This is a genomic window from Pseudomonas sp. ok266, assembly GCF_900110195.1.
Lineage (GTDB): Bacteria > Pseudomonadota > Gammaproteobacteria > Pseudomonadales > Pseudomonadaceae > Aquipseudomonas > Aquipseudomonas neuropathica.
On sequence record NZ_FOCU01000002.1, the window covers coordinates 174,236 to 199,900 of the forward strand.

At 61.3% G+C, this 25,665-nt stretch carries 22 protein-coding genes; 5 read left to right on the plus strand and 17 right to left on the minus strand.

The window, feature by feature from the left end; all coding sequences use genetic code 11:
- The first annotated feature begins 111 nt into the window (after positions 1-111).
- From gltB to hemE, 3 genes are all read left to right on the plus strand, one after another.
- Positions 112-4,557, plus strand: coding sequence for a glutamate synthase large subunit (gene gltB, locus BMY54_RS04375; protein ID WP_093430083.1), 4,446 nt, complete (start codon positions 112-114; stop codon positions 4,555-4,557).
- Between the two features lie 33 nt (positions 4,558-4,590).
- Entirely contained in the window at positions 4,591-6,009 is a 1,419-nt protein-coding gene (locus BMY54_RS04380) for an FAD-dependent oxidoreductase (RefSeq protein WP_007909438.1), read from the plus strand.
- A 252-nt stretch (positions 6,010-6,261) separates the two neighbouring features.
- Positions 6,262-7,329, plus strand: coding sequence for a uroporphyrinogen decarboxylase (gene hemE, locus BMY54_RS04385; protein ID WP_093430084.1), 1,068 nt, complete (start codon positions 6,262-6,264; stop codon positions 7,327-7,329).
- Positions 7,330-7,506: 177 nt separating this feature from the next.
- On the opposite strand, the gene BMY54_RS04390 is transcribed toward hemE, so the two are convergent.
- The gene (locus tag BMY54_RS04390) at positions 7,507-8,781 is read right to left on the minus strand and encodes an MFS transporter (RefSeq protein ID WP_093430085.1); all 1,275 of its coding nucleotides are present in this window, start codon (positions 8,779-8,781) and stop codon (positions 7,507-7,509) included.
- 118 nt (positions 8,782-8,899) lie between these two features.
- On the opposite strand from BMY54_RS04390, the gene BMY54_RS04395 reads away from it, so the two are divergent.
- Complete coding sequence (locus BMY54_RS04395; RefSeq protein WP_016983863.1) at positions 8,900-9,802, plus strand: LysR family transcriptional regulator; 903 nt, start codon at positions 8,900-8,902, stop codon at positions 9,800-9,802.
- 104 nt (positions 9,803-9,906) lie between these two features.
- Here BMY54_RS04395 and BMY54_RS04400 read toward each other — a convergent pair whose 3' ends face one another.
- Complete coding sequence (locus BMY54_RS04400; RefSeq protein ID WP_093430086.1) at positions 9,907-10,344, minus strand: excinuclease; 438 nt, start codon at positions 10,342-10,344, stop codon at positions 9,907-9,909.
- A 295-nt stretch (positions 10,345-10,639) separates the two neighbouring features.
- Between BMY54_RS04400 and BMY54_RS04405 the strand changes: the two genes are divergently transcribed.
- The gene (locus tag BMY54_RS04405; RefSeq protein ID WP_093430087.1) at positions 10,640-10,843 is read left to right on the plus strand and encodes a helix-turn-helix domain-containing transcriptional regulator; all 204 of its coding nucleotides are present in this window, start codon (positions 10,640-10,642) and stop codon (positions 10,841-10,843) included.
- A gap of 110 nt (positions 10,844-10,953) precedes the next feature.
- Here BMY54_RS04405 and BMY54_RS04410 read toward each other — a convergent pair whose 3' ends face one another.
- The 15 genes from BMY54_RS04410 to BMY54_RS04480 all read right to left on the minus strand — a co-directional run bounded on the left by BMY54_RS04410 (position 10,954) and on the right by BMY54_RS04480 (position 25,639).
- Positions 10,954-11,757 carry a hypothetical protein gene (locus BMY54_RS04410; protein ID WP_093430088.1) on the minus strand — a complete coding sequence of 268 codons (804 nt, stop codon included), beginning with the start codon at positions 11,755-11,757 and terminating at the stop codon, positions 10,954-10,956.
- A gap of 25 nt (positions 11,758-11,782) precedes the next feature.
- Complete coding sequence (locus BMY54_RS04415; RefSeq protein WP_093430089.1) at positions 11,783-13,009, minus strand: beta-ketoacyl-ACP synthase; 1,227 nt, start codon at positions 13,007-13,009, stop codon at positions 11,783-11,785.
- Positions 13,009-13,737, minus strand: a complete 729-nt coding sequence (gene fabG, locus BMY54_RS04420) for a 3-oxoacyl-ACP reductase FabG (protein ID WP_093430090.1) — start codon at positions 13,735-13,737, stop codon at positions 13,009-13,011. Before fabG ends, BMY54_RS04415 begins: the two co-directional genes overlap by 1 nt.
- Positions 13,730-14,194, minus strand: a complete 465-nt coding sequence (locus tag BMY54_RS04425; RefSeq protein ID WP_093430091.1) for a hotdog family protein — start codon at positions 14,192-14,194, stop codon at positions 13,730-13,732. Before BMY54_RS04425 ends, fabG begins: the two co-directional genes overlap by 8 nt.
- Complete coding sequence (locus BMY54_RS04430) at positions 14,191-15,387, minus strand: beta-ketoacyl-[acyl-carrier-protein] synthase family protein (RefSeq protein ID WP_093430092.1); 1,197 nt, start codon at positions 15,385-15,387, stop codon at positions 14,191-14,193. Before BMY54_RS04430 ends, BMY54_RS04425 begins: the two co-directional genes overlap by 4 nt.
- On the minus strand, positions 15,384-15,839 hold the full coding sequence (locus BMY54_RS04435) for a hypothetical protein (protein ID WP_093430346.1): 456 nt from the start codon (positions 15,837-15,839) through the stop codon (positions 15,384-15,386). The genes BMY54_RS04430 and BMY54_RS04435 overlap by 4 nt, the downstream gene beginning before the upstream one ends.
- Positions 15,840-15,979: 140 nt before the next feature.
- Positions 15,980-16,705, minus strand: coding sequence for a class I SAM-dependent methyltransferase (locus tag BMY54_RS04440; protein WP_093430093.1), 726 nt, complete (start codon positions 16,703-16,705; stop codon positions 15,980-15,982).
- Positions 16,702-17,949: an NAD(P)/FAD-dependent oxidoreductase gene (locus BMY54_RS04445; protein ID WP_093430094.1), complete on the minus strand. Its 1,248-nt coding sequence runs from the start codon at positions 17,947-17,949 to the stop codon at positions 16,702-16,704. The genes BMY54_RS04440 and BMY54_RS04445 overlap by 4 nt, the downstream gene beginning before the upstream one ends.
- Positions 17,936-19,099 carry a cation:proton antiporter gene (locus tag BMY54_RS04450; protein WP_093430095.1) on the minus strand — a complete coding sequence of 388 codons (1,164 nt, stop codon included), beginning with the start codon at positions 19,097-19,099 and terminating at the stop codon, positions 17,936-17,938. Before BMY54_RS04450 ends, BMY54_RS04445 begins: the two co-directional genes overlap by 14 nt.
- A complete protein-coding gene (locus tag BMY54_RS04455) occupies positions 19,096-21,435 on the minus strand; it encodes an MMPL family transporter (protein WP_093430096.1) in 2,340 nt (779 codons plus the stop codon). The genes BMY54_RS04450 and BMY54_RS04455 overlap by 4 nt, the downstream gene beginning before the upstream one ends.
- Positions 21,419-22,021, minus strand: coding sequence for an outer membrane lipoprotein carrier protein LolA (locus tag BMY54_RS04460; protein WP_093430097.1), 603 nt, complete (start codon positions 22,019-22,021; stop codon positions 21,419-21,421). The genes BMY54_RS04455 and BMY54_RS04460 overlap by 17 nt, the downstream gene beginning before the upstream one ends.
- Positions 22,018-22,443 (minus strand): acyl-CoA thioesterase, encoded by a 426-nt coding sequence (locus BMY54_RS04465; RefSeq protein WP_093430098.1) that lies wholly within the window; start codon positions 22,441-22,443, stop codon positions 22,018-22,020. Before BMY54_RS04465 ends, BMY54_RS04460 begins: the two co-directional genes overlap by 4 nt.
- Positions 22,436-23,980 carry an HAL/PAL/TAL family ammonia-lyase gene (gene hutH, locus BMY54_RS04470; RefSeq protein ID WP_093430099.1) on the minus strand — a complete coding sequence of 515 codons (1,545 nt, stop codon included), beginning with the start codon at positions 23,978-23,980 and terminating at the stop codon, positions 22,436-22,438. The genes BMY54_RS04465 and hutH overlap by 8 nt, the downstream gene beginning before the upstream one ends.
- The gene (locus tag BMY54_RS04475) at positions 23,961-24,908 is read right to left on the minus strand and encodes an LpxL/LpxP family acyltransferase (RefSeq protein WP_093430100.1); all 948 of its coding nucleotides are present in this window, start codon (positions 24,906-24,908) and stop codon (positions 23,961-23,963) included. Before BMY54_RS04475 ends, hutH begins: the two co-directional genes overlap by 20 nt.
- On the minus strand, positions 24,905-25,639 hold the full coding sequence (locus BMY54_RS04480) for a glycosyltransferase family 2 protein (RefSeq protein ID WP_093430101.1): 735 nt from the start codon (positions 25,637-25,639) through the stop codon (positions 24,905-24,907). The genes BMY54_RS04475 and BMY54_RS04480 overlap by 4 nt, the downstream gene beginning before the upstream one ends.
- Positions 25,640-25,665 lie beyond the last annotated feature (26 nt).

The following is a 25,665-nucleotide window of genomic DNA, read 5'->3' on the forward strand; positions in this document are numbered from 1 at the left end:
ATGACCACCCTTTTGCCCCCGCGAAGCCGGCGTACGTTCGGCGCAGGATGCAAGTGGTTGAATTGAAAAGAAATTTGCCTCGAAAAGAGGCAGCCTGGTGAGAAAGTGTCTATGAAAGCAGGTCTGTACCAACCAGATGAATTCAAGGATAACTGCGGTTTCGGCCTGATAGCCCATATGCAGGGCGAGCCCAGTCATACCCTTTTGCAAACGGCCATCGAGGCCCTGACCTGCATGACCCACCGCGGTGGGATTAATGCCGACGGCAAGACCGGTGACGGTTGCGGTCTGCTGATTCAAAAACCTGATGCGTTCCTGCGCGCCATTGCCCAGGAAACCTTCAGCGTCGAGCTGCCCAAGCAATACGCGGTGGGCATGGTCTTCTTCAACCAGGATCCGGCCAAAGCCGAAGCCGCTCGCGAGAACATGAACCGCGAGATCCTCGCTGAAGGCCTGCAACTGATCGGCTGGCGCAAAGTGCCGATCGACACCAGCGTCCTCGGCCGCCTGGCCCTTGAGCGTCTGCCGCAAATCGAGCAGGTGTACATCGGCGGCGAAGGCCTGAGTGATCAGGACATGGCCGTGAAGCTGTTCAGTGCGCGTCGTCGTTCGTCGGTGGCCAACGCCGTCGACTCCGACCACTACATCTGCAGCTTTTCGCACAAGACCATCATCTATAAAGGCCTGATGATGCCGGCCGATCTGGCCGCGTTCTATCCAGACCTGAGCGACGAGCGCCTGCAAACCGCGATCTGCGTGTTCCACCAGCGCTTCTCCACCAACACCCTGCCGAAATGGCCGCTGGCCCAGCCATTCCGCTTCCTCGCCCACAACGGCGAGATCAACACCATCACCGGTAACCGTAACTGGGCACAGGCCCGTCGGACCAAGTTCACCAACGATCTGATGGATCTGGAAGAACTCGGCCCGCTGGTCAACCGTGTCGGTTCCGACTCCTCGAGCATGGACAACATGCTCGAGCTGATGGTCACCGGTGGCATCGACCTGTTCCGTGGTGTGCGGATGATCATTCCGCCAGCGTGGCAGAACGTTGAAACCATGGACCCGGATCTGCGTGCGTTCTACGAGTACAACTCGATGCACATGGAACCGTGGGACGGCCCGGCCGGCGTGGTCATGACCGACGGTCGCTACGCGGTGTGCCTGCTCGACCGTAACGGTCTGCGTCCGGCACGCTGGGTCACCACCACCAACGGTTTCATCACCCTCGCCTCGGAAATCGGCGTGTGGGACTACAAACCGGAAGACGTGATTGCCAAAGGCCGTGTCGGCCCAGGTCAGATCTTCGCCGTGGACACCGAAACCGGGCAGATCCTCGACACCGATGCGATCGACAACCGTCTGAAATCCCGTCATCCGTACAAGCAATGGCTGCGCAAGAATGCCCTGCGCATCCAGGCGACCATGGAAGACAACGACCACGGTTCGGCGTTTTACGACGTTGATCAGCTCAAGCAATACATGAAGATGTATCAGGTCACGTTCGAAGAGCGCGATCAGGTTCTGCGTCCGCTCGGCGAGCAAGGCTACGAAGCCGTTGGCTCGATGGGCGATGACACGCCGATGGCCGTGCTCTCGCAGCGTGTGCGCACGCCGTACGACTATTTCCGCCAGCAGTTCGCGCAGGTCACCAACCCGCCGATCGATCCGCTGCGTGAAGCGATCGTGATGTCGCTGGAAATCTGCCTCGGTGCCGAGCGCAACATTTTCCAGGAGTCGCCGGAACACGCTTCGCGCGTGATCCTCAGCTCGCCGGTGATCTCGCCGGCCAAGTGGCGCTCGCTGATGAACCTCGACCGCCCGGGTTTCGAGCGGCAGATCATCGACCTCAACTACGACGAAAGCGTTGGCCTCGAAGCGGCGATCCGCAACGTTGCCGATCAGGCTGAGGAAGCCGTGCGCGCCGGGCGGACTCAGATCGTTCTGAGCGACCGCCATATTGCCCCGGGCAAACTGCCAATCCACGCATCCTTGGCGACCGGTGCCGTACACCACCGCCTGACCGAAAAAGGCCTGCGCTGCGATTCCAACATCCTCGTTGAAACCGCAACCGCGCGCGATCCGCATCACTTTGCGGTGCTGATCGGCTTCGGCGCCTCGGCGGTCTATCCGTTCCTGGCCTATGAAGTGCTGGGCGACCTGATCCGCACCGGTGAAGTGCTGGGCGACCTCTATGAGGTGTTCAAGAACTACCGCAAAGGCATCACCAAAGGTCTGCTGAAAATTCTGTCGAAGATGGGCATTTCGACCATCGCTTCGTACCGTGGTGCGCAGCTGTTCGAAGCCATCGGTCTGTCCGAAGAAGTGTGCGACCTGAGCTTCCGTGGCGTGCCGAGCCGCATCAAGGGTGCGCGTTTCGTCGACATCGAAGCCGAACAGAAAGCGCTCGCCAGCGAAGCCTGGAGTCCGCGCAAGCCGATCCAGCAGGGCGGTCTGCTGAAGTTCGTCCACGGTGGCGAATACCACGCGTACAACCCGGACGTGGTCAACACCCTGCAAGCTGCCGTGCAGCAGGGCGACTACGCCAAGTTCAAGGAATACACCTCGCTGGTGGACAACCGTCCGGTGTCGATGATCCGCGACCTGTTCAAGGTCAAGACCCTCGACAAGCCGCTGGACATCAGTGAAATCGAACCACTGGAATCGGTGCTCAAGCGCTTCGACTCCGCCGGTATCTCGCTGGGCGCCTTGTCGCCGGAAGCTCACGAAGCCCTGGCCGAAGCCATGAACCGCCTCGGTGCGCGTTCCAACTCCGGCGAAGGTGGTGAAGATCCGGCGCGTTACGGCACCATCAAGAGCTCGAAAATCAAGCAAGTCGCGACTGGCCGTTTCGGGGTAACCCCGGAATACCTGGTCAACGCTGAAGTGCTGCAGATCAAGGTCGCGCAAGGCGCCAAGCCGGGTGAGGGCGGGCAACTGCCGGGCGGTAAAGTGAACGGGCTGATCGCCAAACTGCGTTATGCAGTGCCGGGCGTGACCTTGATTTCGCCGCCGCCGCACCACGACATCTATTCGATCGAAGACTTGTCGCAGCTGATTTTTGACCTGAAGCAGGTCAACCCAAAAGCACTGGTTTCGGTCAAATTGGTAGCCGAAGCAGGCGTCGGCACCATCGCCGCCGGTGTGGCCAAGGCCTATGCGGACTTGATCACCATCTCCGGCTACGACGGTGGCACCGGTGCTTCGCCGCTGACTTCGATCAAATACGCCGGCGCACCGTGGGAACTCGGCCTCGCTGAAACCCACCAGACCCTGCGCGGTAATGACCTGCGCGGCAAGGTCCGGGTGCAGACCGACGGCGGCCTGAAAACCGGCCTCGACGTGATCAAGGCAGCGATTCTCGGCGCCGAAAGCTTCGGCTTCGGTACTGCGCCGATGATCGCGCTGGGCTGCAAATACCTGCGTATCTGCCACCTGAACAACTGCGCCACCGGCGTCGCGACGCAGAACGAGAAGCTGCGCAAGGATCACTACATCGGTACCGTCGATATGGTGGTGAATTTCTTCACCTACGTCGCCGAAGAAACCCGTGAGTGGCTGGCCAAGCTCGGCGTGCGCTCCCTCGAAGAGCTGATCGGTCGTACCGATCTGCTGGAAGTCCTCGAAGGCCAGACCGCCAAGCAAAACCACCTGGACCTGACGCCGCTGTTGGGCAGCGATCACATCCCGGCAGACAAACCGCAGTTCTGCGGTGTTGAGCGCAACCCGCCGTTCGACCAAGGTTTGCTGGCCGAGAAAATGGTCGAGATGGCTTCGTCGGCGATCAACGACATGAGCGGCGCCGAGTTCGATCTGGACATCTGCAACTGCGACCGTTCGATCGGCGCGCGGATCTCCGGCGAAATCGCCCGCAAGCATGGCAACCAAGGGATGGCGAAAGCGCCGATCACCTTCCGCTTCAAGGGCACGGCGGGTCAGAGCTTCGGCGTGTGGAACGCTGGCGGTCTGAACATGTACCTCGAAGGCGACGCCAACGACTACGTCGGCAAAGGCATGACCGGTGGCAAGCTGACCATCGTGCCGCCGAAGGGCAGCGTTTACAAAACTCAGGAAAGCGCCATCATCGGCAACACCTGCCTGTATGGCGCCACGGGCGGCAAGCTGTTCGCCGCCGGCACCGCAGGCGAGCGTTTCGCCGTGCGTAACTCCGGTGCCCACACGGTTGTGGAAGGCACTGGCGATCACTGCTGTGAGTACATGACCGGTGGTTTCGTCTGCGTTCTGGGCAAGACCGGTTACAACTTTGGCTCTGGCATGACCGGTGGTTTCGCCTACGTGCTCGATCAGGACAACACCTTCGTTGACCGGGTCAACCACGAACTGGTGGAAATCCAGCGGATCAGCGGCGAGGCGATGGAAGCCTATCGCAGCCACCTGCAAAACGTGCTGAACGAGTACGTCGCGGAAACCGACAGCGAGTGGGGTCGTGAACTCGCTGAAAACCTCGATGACTACCTGCGCCGTTTCTGGCTGGTCAAGCCTAAGGCTGCCAACCTGAAGTCGTTGCTTTCCAGCACTCGTGCCAACCCGCAGTGATATGCGCCTGAAGAGTTTGATGAGGTTTTAACAATGGCTGAACGTCTGAATAACGACTTCCAGTTCATCGATGTCGGGCGCAAAGATCCGAAGAAGAAACTGTTGCGTCAACGCAAGAAAGAGTTCGTCGAAATCTACGAACCGTTCAAACCCCAGCAGTCGGCCGATCAGGCCCACCGCTGCCTGGGTTGCGGCAACCCGTATTGCGAATGGAAGTGCCCGGTGCACAACTTCATTCCCAACTGGCTGAAGCTGGTGGCCGAAGGCAACATTCTTCAGGCCGCCGAGCTGTCGCACCAGACCAACACCCTGCCGGAAGTCTGCGGCCGGGTGTGTCCGCAGGATCGTCTGTGCGAGGGTGCCTGCACCCTTAACGACGGTTTCGGCGCGGTGACCATCGGTTCGGTCGAGAAGTACATCACCGACACCGCGTTCGCCATGGGCTGGCGCCCGGACATGTCCAAGGTCAAACCGACCGGCAAACGTGTCGCCATCATCGGCGCGGGCCCGGCGGGTCTGGGTTGTGCCGACGTGCTGGTACGCGGCGGCGTGACCCCGGTGGTGTTCGACAAGAACCCGGAAATCGGCGGTCTGCTGACCTTCGGCATCCCCGAGTTCAAGCTGGAAAAGACCGTGCTGAGCAATCGTCGCGAAGTCTTCACCGGCATGGGCATCGAGTTCCGTCTGAATACCGAAGTCGGCAAAGACGTGACCATGGAACAACTGCTCGCCGAATACGATGCGGTGTTCATGGGCATGGGCACCTACACCTACATGAAGGGCGGTTTTGCCGGTGAGGATCTGCCGGGCGTTTATGACGCGCTGGACTTCCTGATCGCTAACGTCAATCGCAACCTGGGCTTTGAAAAGTCGCCGGAAGATTTCGTCGACATGAAAGGCAAGAAGGTTGTGGTACTCGGCGGCGGCGACACGGCGATGGACTGCAACCGCACGTCGATCCGTCAGGGTGCCAAGTCGGTGACCTGTGCCTATCGTCGTGACGAAGCGAACATGCCCGGCTCGCGCAAAGAGGTGAAGAACGCCAAGGAAGAAGGCGTGAAATTCCTCTACAACCGCCAGCCGATCGCTATCGTCGGTGAGGACAAGGTCGAAGGCGTGAAAGTGGTCGAGACCCGTCTCGGCGAACCGGACGCCCGTGGCCGTCGCAGCCCTGAGCCGATCCCGGGTTCCGAAGAGATCATCCCGGCTGACGCTGTGGTTATCGCTTTCGGCTTCCGCCCGAGCCCGGCGCCGTGGTTCGAACAGTTCGAAATCCAGACCGACAGCCAGGGCCGCGTTGTTGCGCCTGAACAAGGTCAGTACAAGCACCAGACCAGCAACCCGAAAATCTTCGCCGGTGGCGACATGGTGCGCGGCTCCGACCTGGTGGTGACGGCGATCTTCGAAGGCCGCAATGCTGCCGAAGGGATCCTCGATTACCTGGGCGTCTGATCCCGGCTCCTGAGCCAAAGCAACACCCCTGTGGGAGCGAGCTTGCTCGCGAAAGCGGTCTGTCAGCCAACTGTAATGTTGGATGTGCCGGCCCTTTCGCGAGCAGGCTCGCTCCCACAGTTGTTTCTCGGTGTTGCTGATAACGCGTTTCCAGCGCAATAAATTGACCCGATAGACAAAAGGCTGACCTGCATCCGTGCCTTTTGCGTCGCGCTCTGAGAAAATGCCCGCACTTTTTTTCCGGATGCCGACATGACTGCCCTGAAGAACGACCGTTTCCTCCGCGCCCTGCTCAAGCAACCCGTTGACGTCACCCCGGTGTGGATGATGCGTCAGGCCGGTCGCTACCTGCCTGAGTACCGCGCCAGCCGCGCCCAGGCCGGTGATTTCATGAGCCTGTGCATGAATCCGGAATTCGCCTGCGAAGTCACCATGCAACCGCTCGACCGCTATCCACAACTGGACGCGGCGATCCTGTTTTCCGACATCCTCACCATCCCTGATGCCATGGGTCAGGGCCTGTACTTCGAGACCGGTGAAGGTCCGCGCTTCAAGAAAGTCGTCAGCAGCCTGGCTGACATCGAGGCCCTGCCGATCCCTGATCCGCACAAAGACCTCGGCTATGTGATGGACGCGGTCAGCACCATTCGTCGCGAACTCAACGGTCGCGTGCCGCTGATCGGTTTCTCCGGCAGCCCGTGGACCCTGGCGACCTATATGGTCGAAGGCGGCTCGTCAAAAGACTTCCGCAAGACCAAAGCCATGCTCTACGACAATCCACAAGCCATGCACCTGCTGCTGGATAAACTGGCGCAATCGGTGACCGCGTACCTCAACGGCCAGATCATGGCTGGCGCGCAAGCGGTGCAGATTTTCGACACCTGGGGCGGCAACCTGTCGGCGGCGGCGTATCAGGAGTTCTCGCTGGCCTACATGAAGAAAATCGTCAGCGGCCTGATCCGCGAACACGACGGTCGCAAGGTGCCGGTGATCCTCTTCACCAAAAACGGCGGCCTGTGGCTGGAAAGCATCGCCGAGGCTGGTGCCGACGCACTGGGCCTGGACTGGACCTGCGACATCGGCAACGCCCGCGCCCGTGTTGGTGACAAGGTTGCACTGCAAGGCAACATGGATCCAACCGTGCTCTACGCCAAACCGGAAGCGATCCGCACTGAAGTCGGACGCATTCTGGCCAGCTATGGCAAGGGCAGTGGCCATGTGTTCAACCTCGGTCACGGCATCACGCCTGAGGTTGATCCGGAACATGCCGGTGCGTTCCTGCGGGCGGTGCATGAGCTGTCGGCGCAGTATCACGAGTGATCGCCACACCATAAAAAACGCCCGGCTAAATGCCGGGCGTTTTTGTTTCCACGATTCAACGTTGTACGCAGATCAATTGTAGGAGTGAGCCTGCTCGCGATAGCGGTGGATCAGCAAACTTTGCATCAACTGACAAAACGCCTTCGCGAGCAGGCTCGCTCTCACATGGGTTTTGTCTCAGGCCTTAACACCCTGCAACGGCGGCAACTTCGCCAGCTTCAACGCCACCAGCAGCGCAATCAGCAACAGCGCCCCAATAAACAGGCCTATGCCATTCCAGCCGCCGAGATGCCAGAACACCCCGCCCGCCGTGCCTGCAATGCTCGATCCTGCGTAATAGCTGAACAGGTACAACGACGAGGCCTGCCCCTTTGCCTTCGTCGCGCGTCGACCGATCCAGCTACTAGCCACCGAGTGCGCACCAAAGAAACCAAAGGTGAAAATCAACATGCCAACGATCACCAGCAACAGTGGCGTAAACATCGTCAAGGCAAGGCCGGCAAACATCAGCGCAATGGTCGCCCACAGCACTTTGCGTCGCCCCAGTTTGTCTGCCAGCGAGCCAATCTTCGCCGAGCTGTAGATCCCCGACAGATACACCACCGACAGCAAGCCCACGAACACCTGATCGAGGTTGTACGGTGCGGCCAGCAAGCGATAGCCGATGTAGTTGAACAGCGTGACGAACGCGCCCATCAGCACGAACGCCTCAAGAAACAGCAGCGGCAGACCGGCATCGCGAAAGTGCATGGTGAAGCCGTCGAGCAGGCTGCGCGGGTGCAGCGAGCGTGAACGGAAGTTGCGCGACTCCGGAAGGATCTTCCAGAACACCGCTGCGGCAATCATCGCCAGACCGCCGATCACCAGCATCGCCGTGTGCCAGCTGACAAAGTCGATCAGTACTCCGGTGATCAAGCGCCCGCTCATCCCGCCAATCGCGTTGCCGCCGATGTACAACCCCATCGCCAGGCCGATGTGCTGTGGATGAATCTCTTCGCTCAGATAAGTCATTGCCACCGCCGCCAGCCCGCTCAGTGATAGCCCGATCAGCGCACGCATGATCAGCACGCCTTCCCAGCTCGGCATCATCGCGCTGGCCATAGTGCACAGCGCTGCTGCGAACAGCGCAGTCACCATCACCGGTTTGCGCCCGACCCGATCGGAAATCGGCCCGGTGATCAGCAGGCCGATGGCGAGCATGCCGGTGGCCACCGAGAGGATCAGGCTGCTCTGCGCGGCGTTGATTCCGTATTCTTGGGACAACAGCGGCATCATTGGCTGCACGCAATACAGCAGGGCAAACGTCGCAAAACCGCCGCTGAACAGCGCCAGCACCGTGCGCATGAACATCGGCGTGCCTTTTTCGATGTAGATCTCTTGCAGCTCGGCGACGACATCGTCCGCAGCGGCGGGCGGGACTTCATGGGCAAGGGGCGCGACAGCAGTTTTCACTTCAGACCTCGGAGGGCACGGCCAGGCAGGCAATGAAAAAATCATATAGCTGGCTAATGTTTCTATCCAATATATTGTTCGACCTGTTTGATAGCTTTAACGACCTAATGAGGTTTCCATGGAATTGCGTCATCTGCGCTACTTCATCGCCGTTGCCGAAGAGCTGCATTTTGGCCGTGCCGCACAAGTGCTGGGGATTTCTCAGCCACCACTGAGCCAGCAGATTCAGGCGCTGGAGCAAGAGGTTGGCGCGCGGCTGTTCGAACGGACTAATCGTCGGGTCGAGCTGAGTGAGGCCGGGCGATTGTTTCTGGAGGAGGCGCGGTTGGTGCTGGCGCAGGTTGATAAAGCGGCGGATGTTGCCCGACGTGCGCAACTCGGTGAGCTGGGTGAGTTGAAGATTGGCTTCACCTCGTCGGCACCGTTCAACTCGACCATTCCCCAGGCGATTTTTTCCTTTCGCCAGCGTTTTCCGGCGGTGCACCTCAATCTGCGGGAGATGAGCAGCACGCAAGTCGCCGAGGGTTTGGTGGATGAGTCGATAGAGGTTGGCATCATGCGCCCGCTGGGGTTGCCGGATTCGCTGAGTGTGGTCGAGTTGATGCGTGAGCCGCTGGTCGCCGTGCTCGGCTCCAAGCATCCGTTGGCGCAAGGCAGTGAAGAAGGACTGTTCCTCTCGGCGCTGGCGCTGGAGCCGTTCGTGTTCTTTCCGCGCAGTTACGGCAGCGGGCTGTATGCGCAATTGCTGAGCCTGGCGCGTGATGCCGGGTTCAGCCCGCATTTCGCCCAAGAGGCGGGGGAAGCGATGACCATCATCGGTCTGGTCGCAGCGGGGTTGGGGGTTTCGGTGCTGCCGGCGTCCTATCAGCGGATGCGCATCGACGGCGTGGTCTACCGACCGTTGCTCGATCCGGAAGCGGTGTCGGCGGTGTGGCTGGTGCAGCGCAAGGATCAGAAGTCGCCAATGGCCAAGGCTTTCGTAGATTTGCTCACGCGCAAGGTCGAACCTTCAAAGGCGTGATTGCTGCGCAATCAAATCGCGAGCAGGCTCACTCCCACAGGGGAACGCATTCCAAGGTGGGAGCGAGCCTGCTCGCGAAGACGTCCGCTCAATCAACACAATGTTCATGGCAACCGCACCAAATCCCCCTTCAACGCCACCCGCGTGACAAAAATCCCCGCCCGACACTCGTACGTATTCAAATCCTTGCGCACATGCTGGTCGTAGTAACTGACGATATTGACCACTGCATTCGCCCCGACCCGCTTGGCATCGGCCTGCAGCTTGATCAGATTCGACTGCAACACCCACTCGCAGGAGTTGTGGTCGCTCTTGTTGAACCCATTGGTCTTCAAATCACTGACCACCCCCCGGCGCAGTAACTGCTGAGTGCCCTGCGGCCCGTTGCCGAGCAAATAGAACTTCACACTGCCATCCAGCCGTCCGGCGCGAATCGCGTCCGACAGCACGGTTTCGAAGGGCATGTACATCAGGTTGGTGGCTTGGCTGGCGCTGGGCAGTAGCGCGAGAAGCGCAGCGGCGATCAGGGCTTTCACTTGCATGGTCATCTCCTTGACGGTGAAAGAGAACCGCGAGTGCAGGGCTGATAGGCTCGCCGTTCCATCAGGCGCGGTGCGACGGCCTGTCCGGACGAGTGTAGAGCTGAAATGAGCAGGGCGCCGAATGGTGCCCTTGTGGCGAGAAAATTTATCTTCGCTTGATCGCGGATTTGAGGTGATTGCGATCTGGACTACACAAGGTCAGTGCATTCCCTACGAAAACTTCAGAAGTGAGTGCCTTGTGTGAATAACCTAAGGACGTTAATTTTCTTAACGCCAGAAATCATCAAGAAAAAACATGATCGAAAAATTCACGAACTGGGACTCAATCGATTATTTGAAAACTGAAGAGGACTTGGTGACCTATCTTGAGATTTGCCTGGATGAAGCAGGGGGAGATCTTCGGTTCATCGCCAAAGTGCATGGGACGATTGCCCGTGCCCGCCTCAGGATGTTGGGCAACGCCCCAAAATGTTCCCGCAAGGGGCTTGTGAGACTCTGAGGATTCTGGGTGACCAGCTATCGCAGAGCCAGACAGGTAATCGGCGATGACAAGCCAACCTGTTTGTAAAAGGGCGCCGAATGGCGCCCTTTGTCGTTTCTACAATCCCATCAATCCACGTGCGCCAAATCCCCGCGCAGCGCCACGCTCGACACCACCAGCCCGGCACGGCACTGGAATTTCTCAGTGTCCTTGTACAGATCACGCTGGTCGACGCTGGCGATGTTGATCACCGCATTGGCGTCAGCTTTTTTCGCAGCGTTCTGCAGGGTGGCCAAGGCCGATTGCAGGGCCCAGAAGCAGGCGTCTTCGTCGGACTTGTTCGAGCCGTTGGTCTTGCGGCTGCTGCTCACGGTGTCGAGTTTGCGCACTTGCTTGGGCAGGGTTTCGCCAGCCAGGTAGAACTTCACGCTGCCGTCGAGCAGGCCGGCGTCGGTGGCGCGTTTGACGCCTTCGCGGAAGCTCAGGTAAGTCGGCTCGTCGGCGCCCTGTTTGATGATGCCCAAGCTGTTGACGGCTTCGATGTCCGGGTTGATCGACAGCTCTTTGAGCACGTTGTCGCGCAGGCGATTGACCCAGCGGTTGTAGTTGCCGTGGATCTTGCCGTCCTTGGCATCGAGGCCGTAGCTGCTGCGGTAGTCGATTTCGAACGAAGTCGGGGTGAACGGAATATCGACTTCGGCGTGATGGCGACCGCGTACGGTGATCGCCGCTTTGATCATGCCCGGACGTACCGATTGCACGACCCACTGGCGATCGTTCAGCGCAGTGACTATGGCGCGGCTCATCTGTTGCTGGGTGAAGCCGAGGTTGGGCGAGAACTCTTCCTTGGCGTTGTAAACCGGTTTGCTGGTGCAACCGCCGAGCACAAAAGCCAGTGCCAACAGAGCGGCGATGCGGTGAAACTGAGTCATTCCCTTCACTCCAAACGTGGTGCGGTCAGTGCCAGCGGCGGAAAATCAACGAGGTGTTGACGCCACCAAAAGCGAAATTGTTGTTCATCACGTAGTCGTGATGCATCTGGCGGAATTCGCCGCGCAGGTAATCGAGTTTGCCGCAGTGCGGATCGACCTCGTCGAGGTTGAACGTGTGCACGTACAGGTCGCGGTTCATCATCTCGATGCTGAACCACGACTCCAGCGCGCCGCAGGCGCCGAGGGTGTGGCCGAGGAAACTCTTCTGCGAGCTGATCGGCATGCGTTCACCGAACAAACTGCTGGTTGCCAGTGTTTCGGCAATGTCGCCCTGTTCTGTAGCGGTACCGTGGCCATTTACATAACCGATGGCCTCCGGCGTCAGGCCGGCGTCTTCCAGCGCCAGTTCCATGGCACGGCGCATGGTCACTTGTTCCGGGCGTGTGGTGTGCTGGCCGTCGGCGTTGCTGCCGAAACCGACGATCTCGGCGTGGATATGCGCACCGCGCGCCAGAGCATGTTCCAGCTCTTCAAGCACCAGCATGCCGCCGCCTTCACCGATCACCAAGCCATCGCGGCCCTTGTCGTACGGGCGTGGACTGGTCTGCGGCGCATCGTTTTTCAGGCTGGTGGCGTAGAGCGCGTCGAAGACCATGGCTTCGGTCGGGCACAACTCTTCGGCGCCACCGGCGAGCATCAACGGCAGGCGGCCGAACTTGATCGCCTCGTAGGCGTAACCGATGCCCTGGCTGCCGCTGGTGCAGGCGCTGGACGTCGGGATCAGCCGCCCGGTGAGACCAAAGAAGATGCTGATGTTGGCGGCGGTGGTGTGCGGCATCATCCGCACGTAGGAGTTGGCGTTGAGGCCTTCGGCGACAGAGTTGAGCAGCATGTTGCCGAACGCTTTGATCTCGTCGGTGCTGCCGGTGGACGAACCGCAAGCCACGCCCATTCTGCCGTCCTTGATCGATTCGTCACCGAGCAAACCGGCGTCAGCCAGGGCTTTTTCTGCTGCGCCGACCGCCAGCCGCGACACCCGGCCCATGCTGCGCAGTTGCTTGCGCGTCCAGTGCGCAGGCACTGCAAAGTCATCGATCGGCCCGGCCAGGCGCGTGTTGAGTTCGCTGAAACGATCCCACTCGTCCATCCGGCGGATGCCGCTGCGATTGGCCGCAAAGTTGCCGGCGATGGTCTGCCAGTCGCTGCCCAGCGAGGTGATGCCGGCCATGCCGGTGACGACGACGCGCTTCATCAGCACAAGCCTCCGTTGACCGCCAGCACCTGGCGGGTGATGTACGAGGCTTCCGCCGACATCAGGAAATTCACCGCACTGGCCACCTCTTCCGGGGTGCCCATGCGTTGCGCGGGGATCATCTTCATCAACTCTTCCACCGGCACGTTTTCATCCAGCATCGCCGTGTCGATCAGGCCCGGTGCGACGCAGTTAACGGTGATTTTGCGCTTGCCCAGCTCGATCGCCAACGCCTTTGCCGCGCCAATCACGCCGGCCTTGGAGGCGCTGTAGTTGACCTGGCCACGGTTGCCGATCAGCCCCGACACCGAGGTGATGCAGACAATGCGACCAGCGGCACGGCGGCGGATCATAGGCATCATCACCGGGTGCAGGACGTTGTAGAAACCGTCGAGGTTGGTGCGCAGAACCACATCCCAATCGTCATCGCTCAGCGCCGGAAACGCGCCGTCGCGAGTCAGGCCAGCATTGAGCACCACACCGTAATAGGCGCCGTGGCTTTCGACGTCGGCTTCCAGAATGGTTTTGCAGGTTTCCCGGTCGGCAACGTCGAATTGCAGGATGCGCGCCTTGCGCCCCAAGGCTTCGATTTCAGCCTGAACGCTTCGCGCCTCAGTCACGCCGCTGCGGCAATGCAGGACTATATCGTGCCCGGCCTGCGCCAGACGCAGGGCAATGGCGCGGCCGATGCCACGGCTGGAGCCGGTGACCAGTACGGATTCAGTCATCGTTCGACTCCTGTGTCTGTTGCAGATATTGATTGACCTGAGGCGGACGGAACACGTTCAGGCGTGCGCTGGCGTGAATGCCCGCGCCGTTGATATGGCATTCGAAGACGCCCATGCCGTTTTCATCTTCCAGCGAACGCAGACCATGGATGGTCAGTTCGCTGCCGGCGGGAAACGCTTCGACGTTGCACTCGAACTTGCGCGTACCGAGCAGAAAGCCCAGCTCCACCGGATTGCCTTTCTGCCGCGCGTGGCAACCGGCAAATGCGGCGACGCTCTGCGCCATCAGTTCGATGCCGACCCAGGCCGGCAGGCTGCCGTCGGGCAGGTTGAACAGGCCATCAGGTTGGACCGTGAGACGGGTGTAGATCTGCTCATCGTCAAAACTTGTGATGCTGTCGATCAGAATCATGTCGCCCGCATGGGGCAGCAGTTCGGCGAGCGGCCAGGGGATCATGGGGCGTCTCCGATAATCAGGCTGACGTTGTTGCCGCCGAAGGCAAACGAGTTGCTCATCAGGTAGCGGGGTGCAATGGACGTCAGGCGCTCGCTCGCGGTCACCCACTTCAGCGGTGGCAGCGCAGGATCGGGCTGAGCGTCCCAGACGTGTGGCGGCAAGGCGTGGTCGGGGTTGTCGGTGCTCAGGCTCAACCAGCAAAACGCTGCTTCCAGCGCACCGGCCGCGCCAAGGGTGTGGCCGGTCATCGGCTTGGTCGATGAACAAGCCACGCCTGCGGGGAACAGCGCGGCAACCGCCAGGCTTTCCATTGCGTCGTTGTGTTGGGTAGCGGTGCCGTGCAGGTTCAGGTAGTTGATCTGCGCTGCTTGTAGATGAGCGCGGCTCAAGGCTTTCTGCATCGCTTGCAGGGCGCCGCGCCCGGTCGGTTCAGGGGCAGAAATATGATGGGCGTCGGAGCTGGCGCCGGCGCCGAGCAAGGCAATGGCTGGGCCTTTGCCCTGTTGTTTGCTCATGACAAACAGCACCGCCGCTTCGCCGATATTGATGCCGCTGCGGTTGGCCGAGAACGGATTGCAGCGCTCGTCGGACATCGCTTCAAGTGACGAGAAACCGTTGAGGGTCAGTTTGCACAGGCTGTCGACGCCGCCACACAGCACCGCGTCGCACAGGCCCAGATCGAGCAAACGCTGAGCGCTCATCAAGGCACGGGCGCTGGAAGTGCAAGCGGTGGAAATCACATAGGCCGGGCCGCTCAGTTGCAGCCAGTCGGCGAGGAAGTTGGCCGGGGCGCCGAGTTCCTGTTGACGATAATCGTATTCCGCCGGGAACTGCTGCTCGCGGATGTAGTGCGCCAGACCTCGGCTGGCCTCGTCGATGCCCGAAGTGCTGGTGCCGAGGACCACTCCGATGCGCTCACGGCCGAAGGTCTGGATCGCTTGATCGATGTCATCGCGAATCTGCAACGCCGCTTCCAGCAGCAGCTGATTGTTGCGGCTGCGCTGATCGGCGAGTTCTGCCGGGATCGGCGCCAGTTCGCCTTGGACGGCCGCGACGGGCAACTCACGCTCCGCCACCCAGCCGGACTCGCGGCGCATGCCCGAGCAGTCGCCGGCGAACAGGTTGCGCGCGACGACTTGTTTGTCGCGGCCCAGCGCGCAGATCACGCCGAGGGCATTCAGGTAAGCGGTCATGGCGTCGGTTCACCCAACGGAGAAACGCGGTAGTGCGGGCCTTGAGGCAGGTTCAATTCGAAGCTCAACGGTTGTGAATAACGGATATCCCAGCGCGCCGGCAGGGCGCGTTGCTGGCCCTGTTGCAGTGCGGCGGGGTAATTGCGCAGCAGCTCGCCGGACGGGGTCAGGGCGAACAACAGCGCGGCAAACAGCTCTCGGGCTTCTGGGTTCGGTGGCAGCAGCCCATCGGCCTGCCAGTGGCCGTCGATCAGTTGCTGCCGCGCTTGGGGAATGCCCAGCGGGTCCATCATCGACCAGCGGATACCCGGGCCTTCGCGCTGGATCACCAGCAGCCAGTCCTGGCGTTGTTCGGCTTGTTGGCGTTCGATGTGCAGTTGCAGAGGCAGCGGGAGTGTTGGATTGCCCGCAGGCAACGGCGCCTGGCTGGCGCAGGCGCTCAACAGAAGCATCACGCCGACCACAAAAAATCGCCACACCGCGGACACTGTGGGAGCGAGCCTGCTCGCGAAGGCGCCGGCACATTCAACAAAGAGGTTGGCTGACCCACCGCTTTCGCGAGCAGGCTCGCTCCCACAGGTTATGTGTCGCATCAACGATCACCTTCAAGCGGTTTACGCGCGACAACGTTGACCAACGTCTCTTCTCGCTCACCAAACGGCTTCGGCTTGCGCAACCCGAACCGTTCCAGCAAGCCAAAATCTTTCGACCGGCTCCACCACAAATACGGGTAGGAAACATTGCCCTCGCCAAATTCGAAACCCTGCCCGCGAATCATCTGCAGATACTGCGCCGCACTCTTTTGCACGTGCATCGGATGACGGAACAGCCAGCGGATCACCCACGTATCAATGTAAGCCTCGGTGGACTCGGCGAACAGCAGATAGCCACCCGGTTTCAGCACTCGATAAAACTCGGCGAGGGCTTTTTCCTGCTCGACCAGATGATGGAAAGTCTGATGACAGAACAGCAGATCAACACTGGCGTCCGCCACATTGAGCGTCGCGCAGTCACTGCCGATCAGTTCCACCTCCAGATCCAGACGCGCCGCTTCTGCGCCGCTCAATTCAAGGCTGTGCGGGTCGGCATCAACGCCGATCAGGCGCTGTGGCGCAAAGGTCTGGCGCAGATGAGCGAACGACTTGCCCTGTCCGCAACCAGCATCCAGCAGCACCGGGCTTTCCGGCAGAGCGTCACTAAACAAACCACGCAAATCATTGATCGCCACGCGCAAGACGTGGTGCTGCCAGGTGTGGCTGCGCAGGAACCAGAAACCGAAGCGGGTTTCCTCGACGTAGCTGTCGCTCAAGTAGTTCATGTGGCGTCCTTTGCACAGAGTTCGGAAATCATCTTCAAGCGGCGACGCGCTTCGCTGACGAACGGGTTGCGCTCATCCCAGGCGTAGCCGGCGAGGATCGAACAGATCATCCGACGGATTTCCGCCTGGCTGTCTTCATAAAAAATCACGTCCTGAAAGGTGCCGGCGTACCAGCCCTCGACGTAGCAGCGAAAGGTGTCGACGCCGCGCTTGAGTGGCTCGGCAAATTCGCCTTGCCAGTCGACCGTTTCACCTTGCAACTGACGGTGCAGCACCGCTGCGGCCATGCTCGCCGAGCGCATGGCGATGGTCACGCCGGAGGAGAACACCGGGTCGAGAAATTCTGCCGCGTTGCCGAGCAAGGCAAAGCCCGGCCCGTGCAGGGTTTTCACGTTGGCGGCGTAACCGCCGAGCGTGCGTGCAGGGGTGTCCCACACAGCATTGTTCAGAACGCCGGCGAGGCTCGGGGTTTCGGCGATGAAGCTGCGCAGACAGGCATCCAGATCGCTGTCGCGACCCTTGAAATGTTCCTCGGCGGCGACCACGCCCACCGAGCAGCGTCCGTTACTGAACGGGATCGTCCAGAACCAGACATCGCGATGCTCTGGATGGGTGGTGACGAGGATTTTCTCGCGGTCGAACGCCGGGTTGTCGATGTGATCTTCGACGTGGGTGAACACCGCTTGGCGCACCGGGAAGTTCGACGGCGCTTCCAGATCCAGCAGTCGCGACAGCACACGACCGTAGCCGCTGGCATCAAGGACGAAATCCGCTTCGACGCGATAGTCGCCGCCGTCCTCGCGACGTACATTCAGCTGCGGTTTCGTCCGCTCGAAATCGACGCTGACGATGGCGTCACCGTAGCGGATTTCCGCGCCTTGCAGCGCCGCCTGATCAGCCAGCAGTTTGTCAAAATCGGCGCGCTGCACCTGAAACGTGGTCGGTTTGCCGCCGGTAAAGGTGTCACCGAAATCGAAGGCGCTGTAACGCTCGCCCCAGGCGAATGCGGCGCCGGTCTTGCGCTGGAATCCGGCGGCATTGACGGCGTCGAGCATGCCGGCTTCTTCGACGAAATCCAGACAATGGCTGAGCAGGCTTTCACCGATCGAAAAGCGCGGAAAGTGCTGGCGCTCGATCACCAGTACATCGTGGCCCTTGCGCTTGAGCAGCGCGGCGGCGATGGCGCCGGACGGACCGGCGCCGATGATCACGACCTGACGGGATTCCATTTCAACGATTGGCACGTGAGCTCCGGGGCAAAGGATGTTGCAGATTCAATGGCGCGCGATGCAGGCCGATCAGGGCCGGTAGCAGCGTCGCGATCAGGCCCATCAGCATCAGCGCGAAGTACAGCGCCGGGGTGATGAGCTGTTGTTGCAAGAGCAGATTGAGAAAGACGATTTCGCTCAGGCCGCGAATATTCAGCAGCACACTTTCGCGCCAGCGGCTGGCGCCTTCGAACGAGGCGCCGGCCCAGCCGAGGCCGAGCCAGTTGCCGAGCAGTTTACTGGCAATCGGCAACAGCAGCAGCGCCGCCCATTGCAGCGGACCAAGGCTGGAGAGCGCACTGTGCACGTCGATCTGGACGATGCCGAACGTCAGAATCAGCGGGATCGCCAGCCACGTCTGCAAACGGCTCATCCAGCGCGCCGGCAATGGCAGTACCAGCGGCACTTTCAGCGCGGCCATGCATAGCAGGTAGCCGATGCCGAAGATCAGCGCGTTGAGTTTGTAGTGCTCGGCCATCACCAACAGCGCAAAGAAGCCGAGGCTGTAGGTCAGCGGTCGACGCGCACGCAACAGATGCAACAGCAACGGCACCAGGGCGAGAGCCAGCGGCAGCAGCAGACTGCTCAGATGCAGACTGCCCTGGGCGAGGCCGAACAGCGTCCAGCAGGTCAGATCGATGAGGATCGCGGTCTGCACCAACCGGCGAGTGGCGGTGGGCGGATAATCGATGTGGCGCAGATACAGGTACAGCACCGGGATCGCGGTGATCGCGAACACCAGACCGATGGCCAGCGAGTTGAGCCACGGTTGCGTCGGCAGCAGCCAATAGGCAGCGGCCAGGCCACAGGCAAACGGCACGAGGAAACTCGGCACGGCGATTTTCACGCTCTGGCGATCGAGTTTCAGATCGATCACATCACTGAGGATATGCCCGAGCAGTAGGGCAAAACTCAGGCTGTAGAGGTTTTTCAGCCAGTCAGGCGCAATCAGTTGCGCGCCGCTGAGCTGCCAGCCCGGCTCGATCCAGAAGTACATCAGCAGCGGCAAGCCGAAGCTCGCCAGCAGCAATTGGCTGACGATCGGGATCAGGCCGAAGTGGCGCCCGATGCGCGTGGCCACAGCGAACAACGCCAGAGCCAGCAGCCAGAAAGCGGCGACCATCATGCCGCTGGCTCCGCGACGGCTGCCGTGTGTTCGTGGCGCCCGGCCCACGGTGCGAGCATGAAACTGAACGCCAGACCGAGGCTCACCGACAGCCCGAAGTTGCTCACCGCCGGGGTGCTGGAAACCGCCAGCAAACCGAACGACAGCCATGTCGTCACAGCCGCGAGCAAGGTACCGAGCAGGCTCACCGCCGCACCGCCGACCTGTTCGCGCATGAGAATCGCGTAGTCGACGCTGATCGCTGTGACCAGCAGCAGGCCGAACAGGCTGAACAGGGTCAGCGGCTGACCGAGCCAGCCGAGACTGGCGAGGCTGCACAACGCGGCGAGCAACGGCAGGGCAACGATGCGCAACGCACCGCCGAGACCGAACGGCAGCATCAGCACCAGCACGATCAACGCGCAGGAAGCGAGTTTCAGTTCAGCGGCGCTGATCTGCGTCGCGGCGAATACCTCGTTCAACTCACCGAGGCGATCGACCAGCGTCACCCCCGGCAAATCCAGCGCCTGCACGCGCAACAGTGCCGGGTTGTTCAGGCCTTGCAGGCTGGTCATTGCCGCTACGCCGTCTTCGCTGGGGCCGAGCCAGAGCGTGCGATAAGGTTCGCCGAGCGGGCCGGCCAGAGCCGCGTCGATGTCTTCGGCGGGCACGGTCTGCAATTGCTGTAGTTCGGTTTGCAGCGCGGCGAGCGGCACGCCGAGGTCGAGCAGTGGCTGCCAGTATTGCGGCAGTTTGTTCAGCGCCTGACGTACCTGTTCTTGCTGGTTCGGCGGGCTGAGCAGTTGATCGAGGGCCAGATAGCCTTGCAGCTTGTCGAGGTTGACCAGTTGCTGCAGACGCTCGCTCAGCGCGGCCTGACGCTCGAGCAATTGCTGCTGATTGTCGGCGCGCACGAGGAAAAACTGGCTGGTCGGCTGATAGCCGGTGATGCGCGCGATGGTCTGCGCTTCGTCGGTCAGCTGTTGCGGTGCGCCGACCCATTGGCGAATGTCATTCTTGCTTTGCAGTTGTACTAGACCGCCTACGCAGAAGGCGATCAGCAGCGCCAGCAACACCGGCGTGCGCACGTGCTCGAGCAGTTTTTCACGCAGCGCAACCATGCGCTCGGCCAGCTGCAGCGGCCATTGCGCGGGGCGCAGTTCGACGTTTTTCAGCAACGCCGGCAACAGGCACACCGCCGACAAATAGGCACCGAGCAAGCCAGCGGCGGAGAACACCGCGATTTGCGTCAGCGCCGGGAACGGCGTCCACGCCAGTGCCAGATAACCGATGGCGCTGGTGATCAGGCTCAGGGTCAGCCCGGACAGCGTCAAACGCAACGCCGGCCAACTGCGCCAAGGCTTCAGGCTCCAGCTCTTCGACAAATAGTGCAGTGGGTAATCCACGGCCACGCCGATCAGGCTGGAGCCGAGCACCAGCGTCATCACGTGCATATGGCCGAACAGCGCCACACACGCCACCGCGCCGAACAACATGCCGACCAGCACCGGCACGAACGCCAGCAACACGCGCCAGCGGCGGAAAGCGAGCAACAGCAGCAAGAGAATGCCGACCGTCGCACCACCACCGACCCAGATCATTTCGCGCGTGGCTTGCTGCTGACCATTGGCCGCGTAGAGCAAGCCGCTGGCTGCCAGCAATTGCACGTCGGATTTCGCCGCCTGCTCGCGGCTGGCTTGCAGCAATGCCGCGACTTGCAGCGGCAGGTCCATGTCGAAAGCATTGCCGGTGGTGCGTGCACGCAGCAGCACCCAGCTCTTGCCGTCCGCATCGGCAATCAACGCGCCGCTGCCGATGTCCAGTTGCACCGAACCGTGCTGCGGCTGGCTGTTCTGAATGCGCCCGGTCAGGCCCAGCCAGTCATCCTGACTCGGCACCAGACTGAAACCGCTGAACGGATCGAACAGGGCCTGCACGCGTTGTTGAATGAATGCGTCGGGGTGTTCGATCAGCAGTTGCCGGTCATCCGCCGAGAGCATCGCCAGTCGTCCTTGCAGCAGTTGTGCGCGCAGCGCTGGCAGGTCTGCTTGCAGATTCCACTGCACTTTCTCGAACAGACCGCTGGCCTGCCATTGCTCGCCCAGCGTCTGCGCCATGGCCACCGCTTGCGGGCGGTCGGCGTGGCCGACCAGCACCAGCATTTCGCGGTTGAGCGGTTCCTGCATGCGCTGCTCGGCGCGCTGTTCGAGGGCGTCGGGGTGGGTGCCGGGCACCAGTTCCATCAGGTTCGCCGACAATGGCGCACCGTCACGCCACTGCCAACCGGCCAGAGCGACGACCGCCAGCAGCAGAATCAGAAACAGCCAGGGCAGCCTGCGTTCACTCGGCAAAGTCATGTTGCTCCGCGTCGTTCAACGGTTGCCCGGCGGTGCTGTCCTGCATGCGCAGCACGGTGCTGTCGCCCTGGGTTTCCAGCAGTTCGATGGTTTGCACCAGCGTGCCGCCGTCGATATTGATCTGGTTGAACACTTGCTTGAGCAGCAGCGAGCGCGGGGTCAGCGTGAGTTTCCACTGCTGTGCATCGCCGCTCAGGGCCAGTTCGAAATCGCGTTGCAGGCCACTGCTGTCGCCTTGCAGCACGGCGAGGAACAAGCGGTTCTGCTCGGCCCCGGCGCTCTTGTTCGGCAGCAGTTGCCAGCCGTTGCCGTCACGCCGGGCGATGCCCTTGGCGGTGATGCGGTAGTCCTGGTGCAGCGGGGTCTTCAGCAGCCAGAGCAGGCCGTGGTTTTTCGCCAGAACAAAACTGCCCTTGCTGATCAGCGGCTGCGGTAATGCACGCAGGTGTTTTTCCTGAATGAACTGACCGTGGATCACGTCCGGTTTTGCCAGTTGCTCGCTCAGTTGTTGCAGGTCGAAGGCGTTGGCCAGAGAGGACATCACCAGCAGCGCCAGTACACTCAAGCCTTTAACAAAAACATTCATCGCAGCATCCTTTCCACGGCATCGGTGAAGACCTTCGGTGAAGCCAGTTGCATCTCGCGGCTGCTCACTTCGACGGCAACCTGCACCGAGCAGGCGCGAGTCAGGCGTTCGCCGCTGTGCAGGTCGGTGATCAGGTAATTGATCTTCAGACGGTTTTCCCATTCGACCAGACTGGCGCGCACATTCAGGCGCTGACCGAACACCGCGCCACGCACGTAGCGCAGTTGCAGGTCGATGATCGGCCAGGCATAACCGGCCTCGACCATGTGCGTGTAGTTGTGGCCGATCTTGTCGAGCAGCGCGCAACGCGCCACTTCGAGGTATTTGACGTAATGGCCGTGCCAGACGACGTGCATGGTGTCGACGTCGAAAAACGGTACGAGGATTTCCGTGTCGGCGTGAAGCACTCCGGCGCTACGCATGCAGCCTCCAGTGTTGAGCGGCGATGCGTTGCAGGCACAGACGCAGCTCGCCTTCCAGGGCGCGGTCTTCGATCACCGGCGGGAAATCCTTGGCCAGTTCTACGTGCATCGCCGCCAGCGATGGCGGCAACGGTCGCGCGTCTTCGGCCTGAGCGCGCAGCCACACGCCTTGGTTGGCGGCGAGCAGGGTGGCGGCGGCGACTTGTTCGGTCAGCTCCAGCACACGGATCGCATCGCGGGCGGCGATGGTGCCCATGCTGACTTTGTCCTGGTTGTGGCACTCGGTGGAACGCGAGAACACGCTGGCCGGCATGGTGTTTTTCAATGCTTCGGCGGTCCAGGCGCTGGTGCCGATCTGCACGGCTTTGAAGCCATGATTGATCATGGCGCGATCCGCCGGAGCACCGGAGAGGTTGCTCGGCAGACCGTGGTTGTAACGCTCATCCACCAGCAAGGCGAGTTGCCGATCGAGCAGATCGGCGACGTTGGCCACCAGGTTTTTCAGGCTGTCCATGGCGAACGCGATGTGGCCGCCGTAGAAGTGCCCGCCGTGCAAAACGCGCTCGGCTTCGGCGTCGATGATCGGGTTGTCGTTGGCGCTGTTCAGTTCGGTTTCGATGAATGAACGCAGCCAGTTCAGGCTATCGGCCAATACGCCGAGCACGTGCGGGGCGCAGCGCAGCGAGTAGCGATCCTGCAGGCGATGCAGCGGCGCGGTCGGCGCGTCGATCGCCAGATCCTTGCGCAGCCACGCGGCGACCTGCATTTGCCCTGGATGTGGTTTGGCGGCGAACAGACGTTCGTCGAAGTGCTCCGGATTGCCTTGCAGCGCGACCACATTGAGCGCGGTGATGCGCGTGGCCAGTTGCAACAGATAGTCGGCACGGGCGAAAGCGAGGCAGGCGAGACCGGTCATTACGGCGGTGCCGTTCATCAGCGCCAGCGCTTCTTTCGGGCGCAGTACCAGCGGTGTCCAGCCGAGTTCACGATGCACATCGGCAGACTGGCGACGTTCGCTACGGAACATTACTTCACGTTCACCGGACAGCGTTGCGGCGACGTAGGACAGCGGCGTCAGATCACCGCTGGCGCCGACCGAGCCTTCTTCAGGGATCAGCGGCAGGATGTCGTATTCGAGGAACGCGTGCAGACGCTCCAGCAATTCCACGCGCACCCCGGAGACGCCGTGACACAACGACTGCAAACGCGCCGCCAACACCGCGCGGGTGGCTTGCGCGTCGAGCAGGTTACCCAGCCCGCAACCGTGGAAGGTGTAGAGGTGACGCGGCAGCGCCTCTACGTGATGCAGCGGCACCGCGACCACGCAGGAGTCGCCGTAACCGGTGGTCACGCCGTAGATCACGCCTTCCTTGTCCAGCAGCGAATCGAGGAACCGCGCGCCCTTGGCGATGCGCTCGCGATAGTCGGCGTCGCTCTGCAACTGCACGGGCGCCTGACGGTTGGCCAAGGCCAGCACGTCTTCGATGCGCAAAGGGCGTTCGCCGAAGGTTACCGGCTCATGGGTTGGCGTCGTCATCGGTCTTCCAGAAAGGGTAAAAGTTGAACCATTGTTGCGGCGCTTCGAGGCAATAGTGACTCAGGCGCTGCGCATAGCGGGTGGCCCACTGATGAATGACCTGCTCGCGCTCGCTGCGCTTCCACACCACGGCGTCGGCGAAGGGCTCGAGAGTCAGGCGATAGTGACCGTCCGGTTGCTTGAGGCACATCAGCAGATTGACCGGGCATTTGAGCAGGCCGGCGAGCAGCCACGGGCCTTGCGGGAACGGCGCCGGATGGCCGAGAAAGTCCACGGTTACGCTGCGCCCGCCATGCAGGGGGACGCGGTCGCCGGCAATCGCCAGCCACTCACCGCGCTCCAGGCGTTCGTGCAGTTGCAGCATGATCACCGGGTCCAGTTCGCTGACTTGAATCAGGCGCAGATTGGTCGCCCCAGCCTCACCCAGCAAACGGTTGAATTGTTCGGCGTGCTTGGTGTGCACCAGCACGTTCATGGTGACCTTTTCGCCGATTTCCGCCAGTGCGCGACAGACTTCCAGATTGCCCAGGTGCGCGCCGACCAGCAGTTGTCCGCGACTGCCGCGCAGCTGATTGCGCAGCAGGGCCGGGTCGATGATTTCGATCTGTTCGATGCGCAACTTGCCATTCCACACATCGAGCTTGTCGAGCATCGAATCGGCGAACGCCATGAACTGACCGAACACCCGCCAATGAGTGGGGTGTAAATCTTCGCGCTGACTCCACGCCGCCAAACGCTGCTGATATTGCCAGGCGCTGCGCCGTGCGGTGCGGCCGAAGAGGAAAAAGTACAGGACGATGCCGTACAGCAACGGACTGAGCAGGCGTCGGCCCAGGACCTTGGCGGCGAACGCGGTGAATTTCATCAACAGAAAGCTGCCGCGTTCTTCGCGGTCGGCCCAGTGCTGCTTGTCGGCTTCACCGCTCATGCGCGCCACCGCCGCCAGAGGATCACCGGGAAGCGCAGCAACATGCCGAGAAACAGCCGCGTGTGCATGCTGGAAATCAGTGCGTTGTCATGGAACAGACGGAAGTGCGACACACCGTCCAGCGGATAATGCACGCTGGTTTGCAGCCAGCGCATCGGCTGATTGCGCCACGACAGGCGCACGAGAATGTCCGAGTCGAAATCCATGCGCTTGCCGACTTTCGCCGAATCAATCACCGCCAGCGTCGGGGCCAGCGGATAGACGCGGAAACCACACATTGAATCGCGGATCTGCAGCGACAGCGTGTTGATCCAGACCATCACGTGGGTCAGGTAGCGCGCGTACAAACGACCTTTCGGCACGCTTTCGTCGAACAGCGGATAACCGCAGATCATCGCCTCGGGATGAGCGCGGGACTCGGCGACAAAACGCTCCACATCGTGCAAGTCGTGCTGGCCGTCGGCATCGACCTGCAGCGCATGGCTGAAACCCAATAACGAGGCTTCGCGCAAACCGGTCATCACCGCGCCGCCCTTGCCCTGATTCGCGGTCAGGCGTACCAGATGCACGTTGTCGCGCTCGGCCAGTGCGTCGAGCACTTTCGCGCAGGACGGGCTGCTGGCGTCGTCCACCAGAATGCACGGCAGTCCTTGCGCGAGCAGAGCCTCGACCACGGTGCCGATCGCAGTTTCATGGTTATAAACCGGGATCACGGCACAAGGATTATGCATACGTTTTCTCCACTGGAAGACCGCGA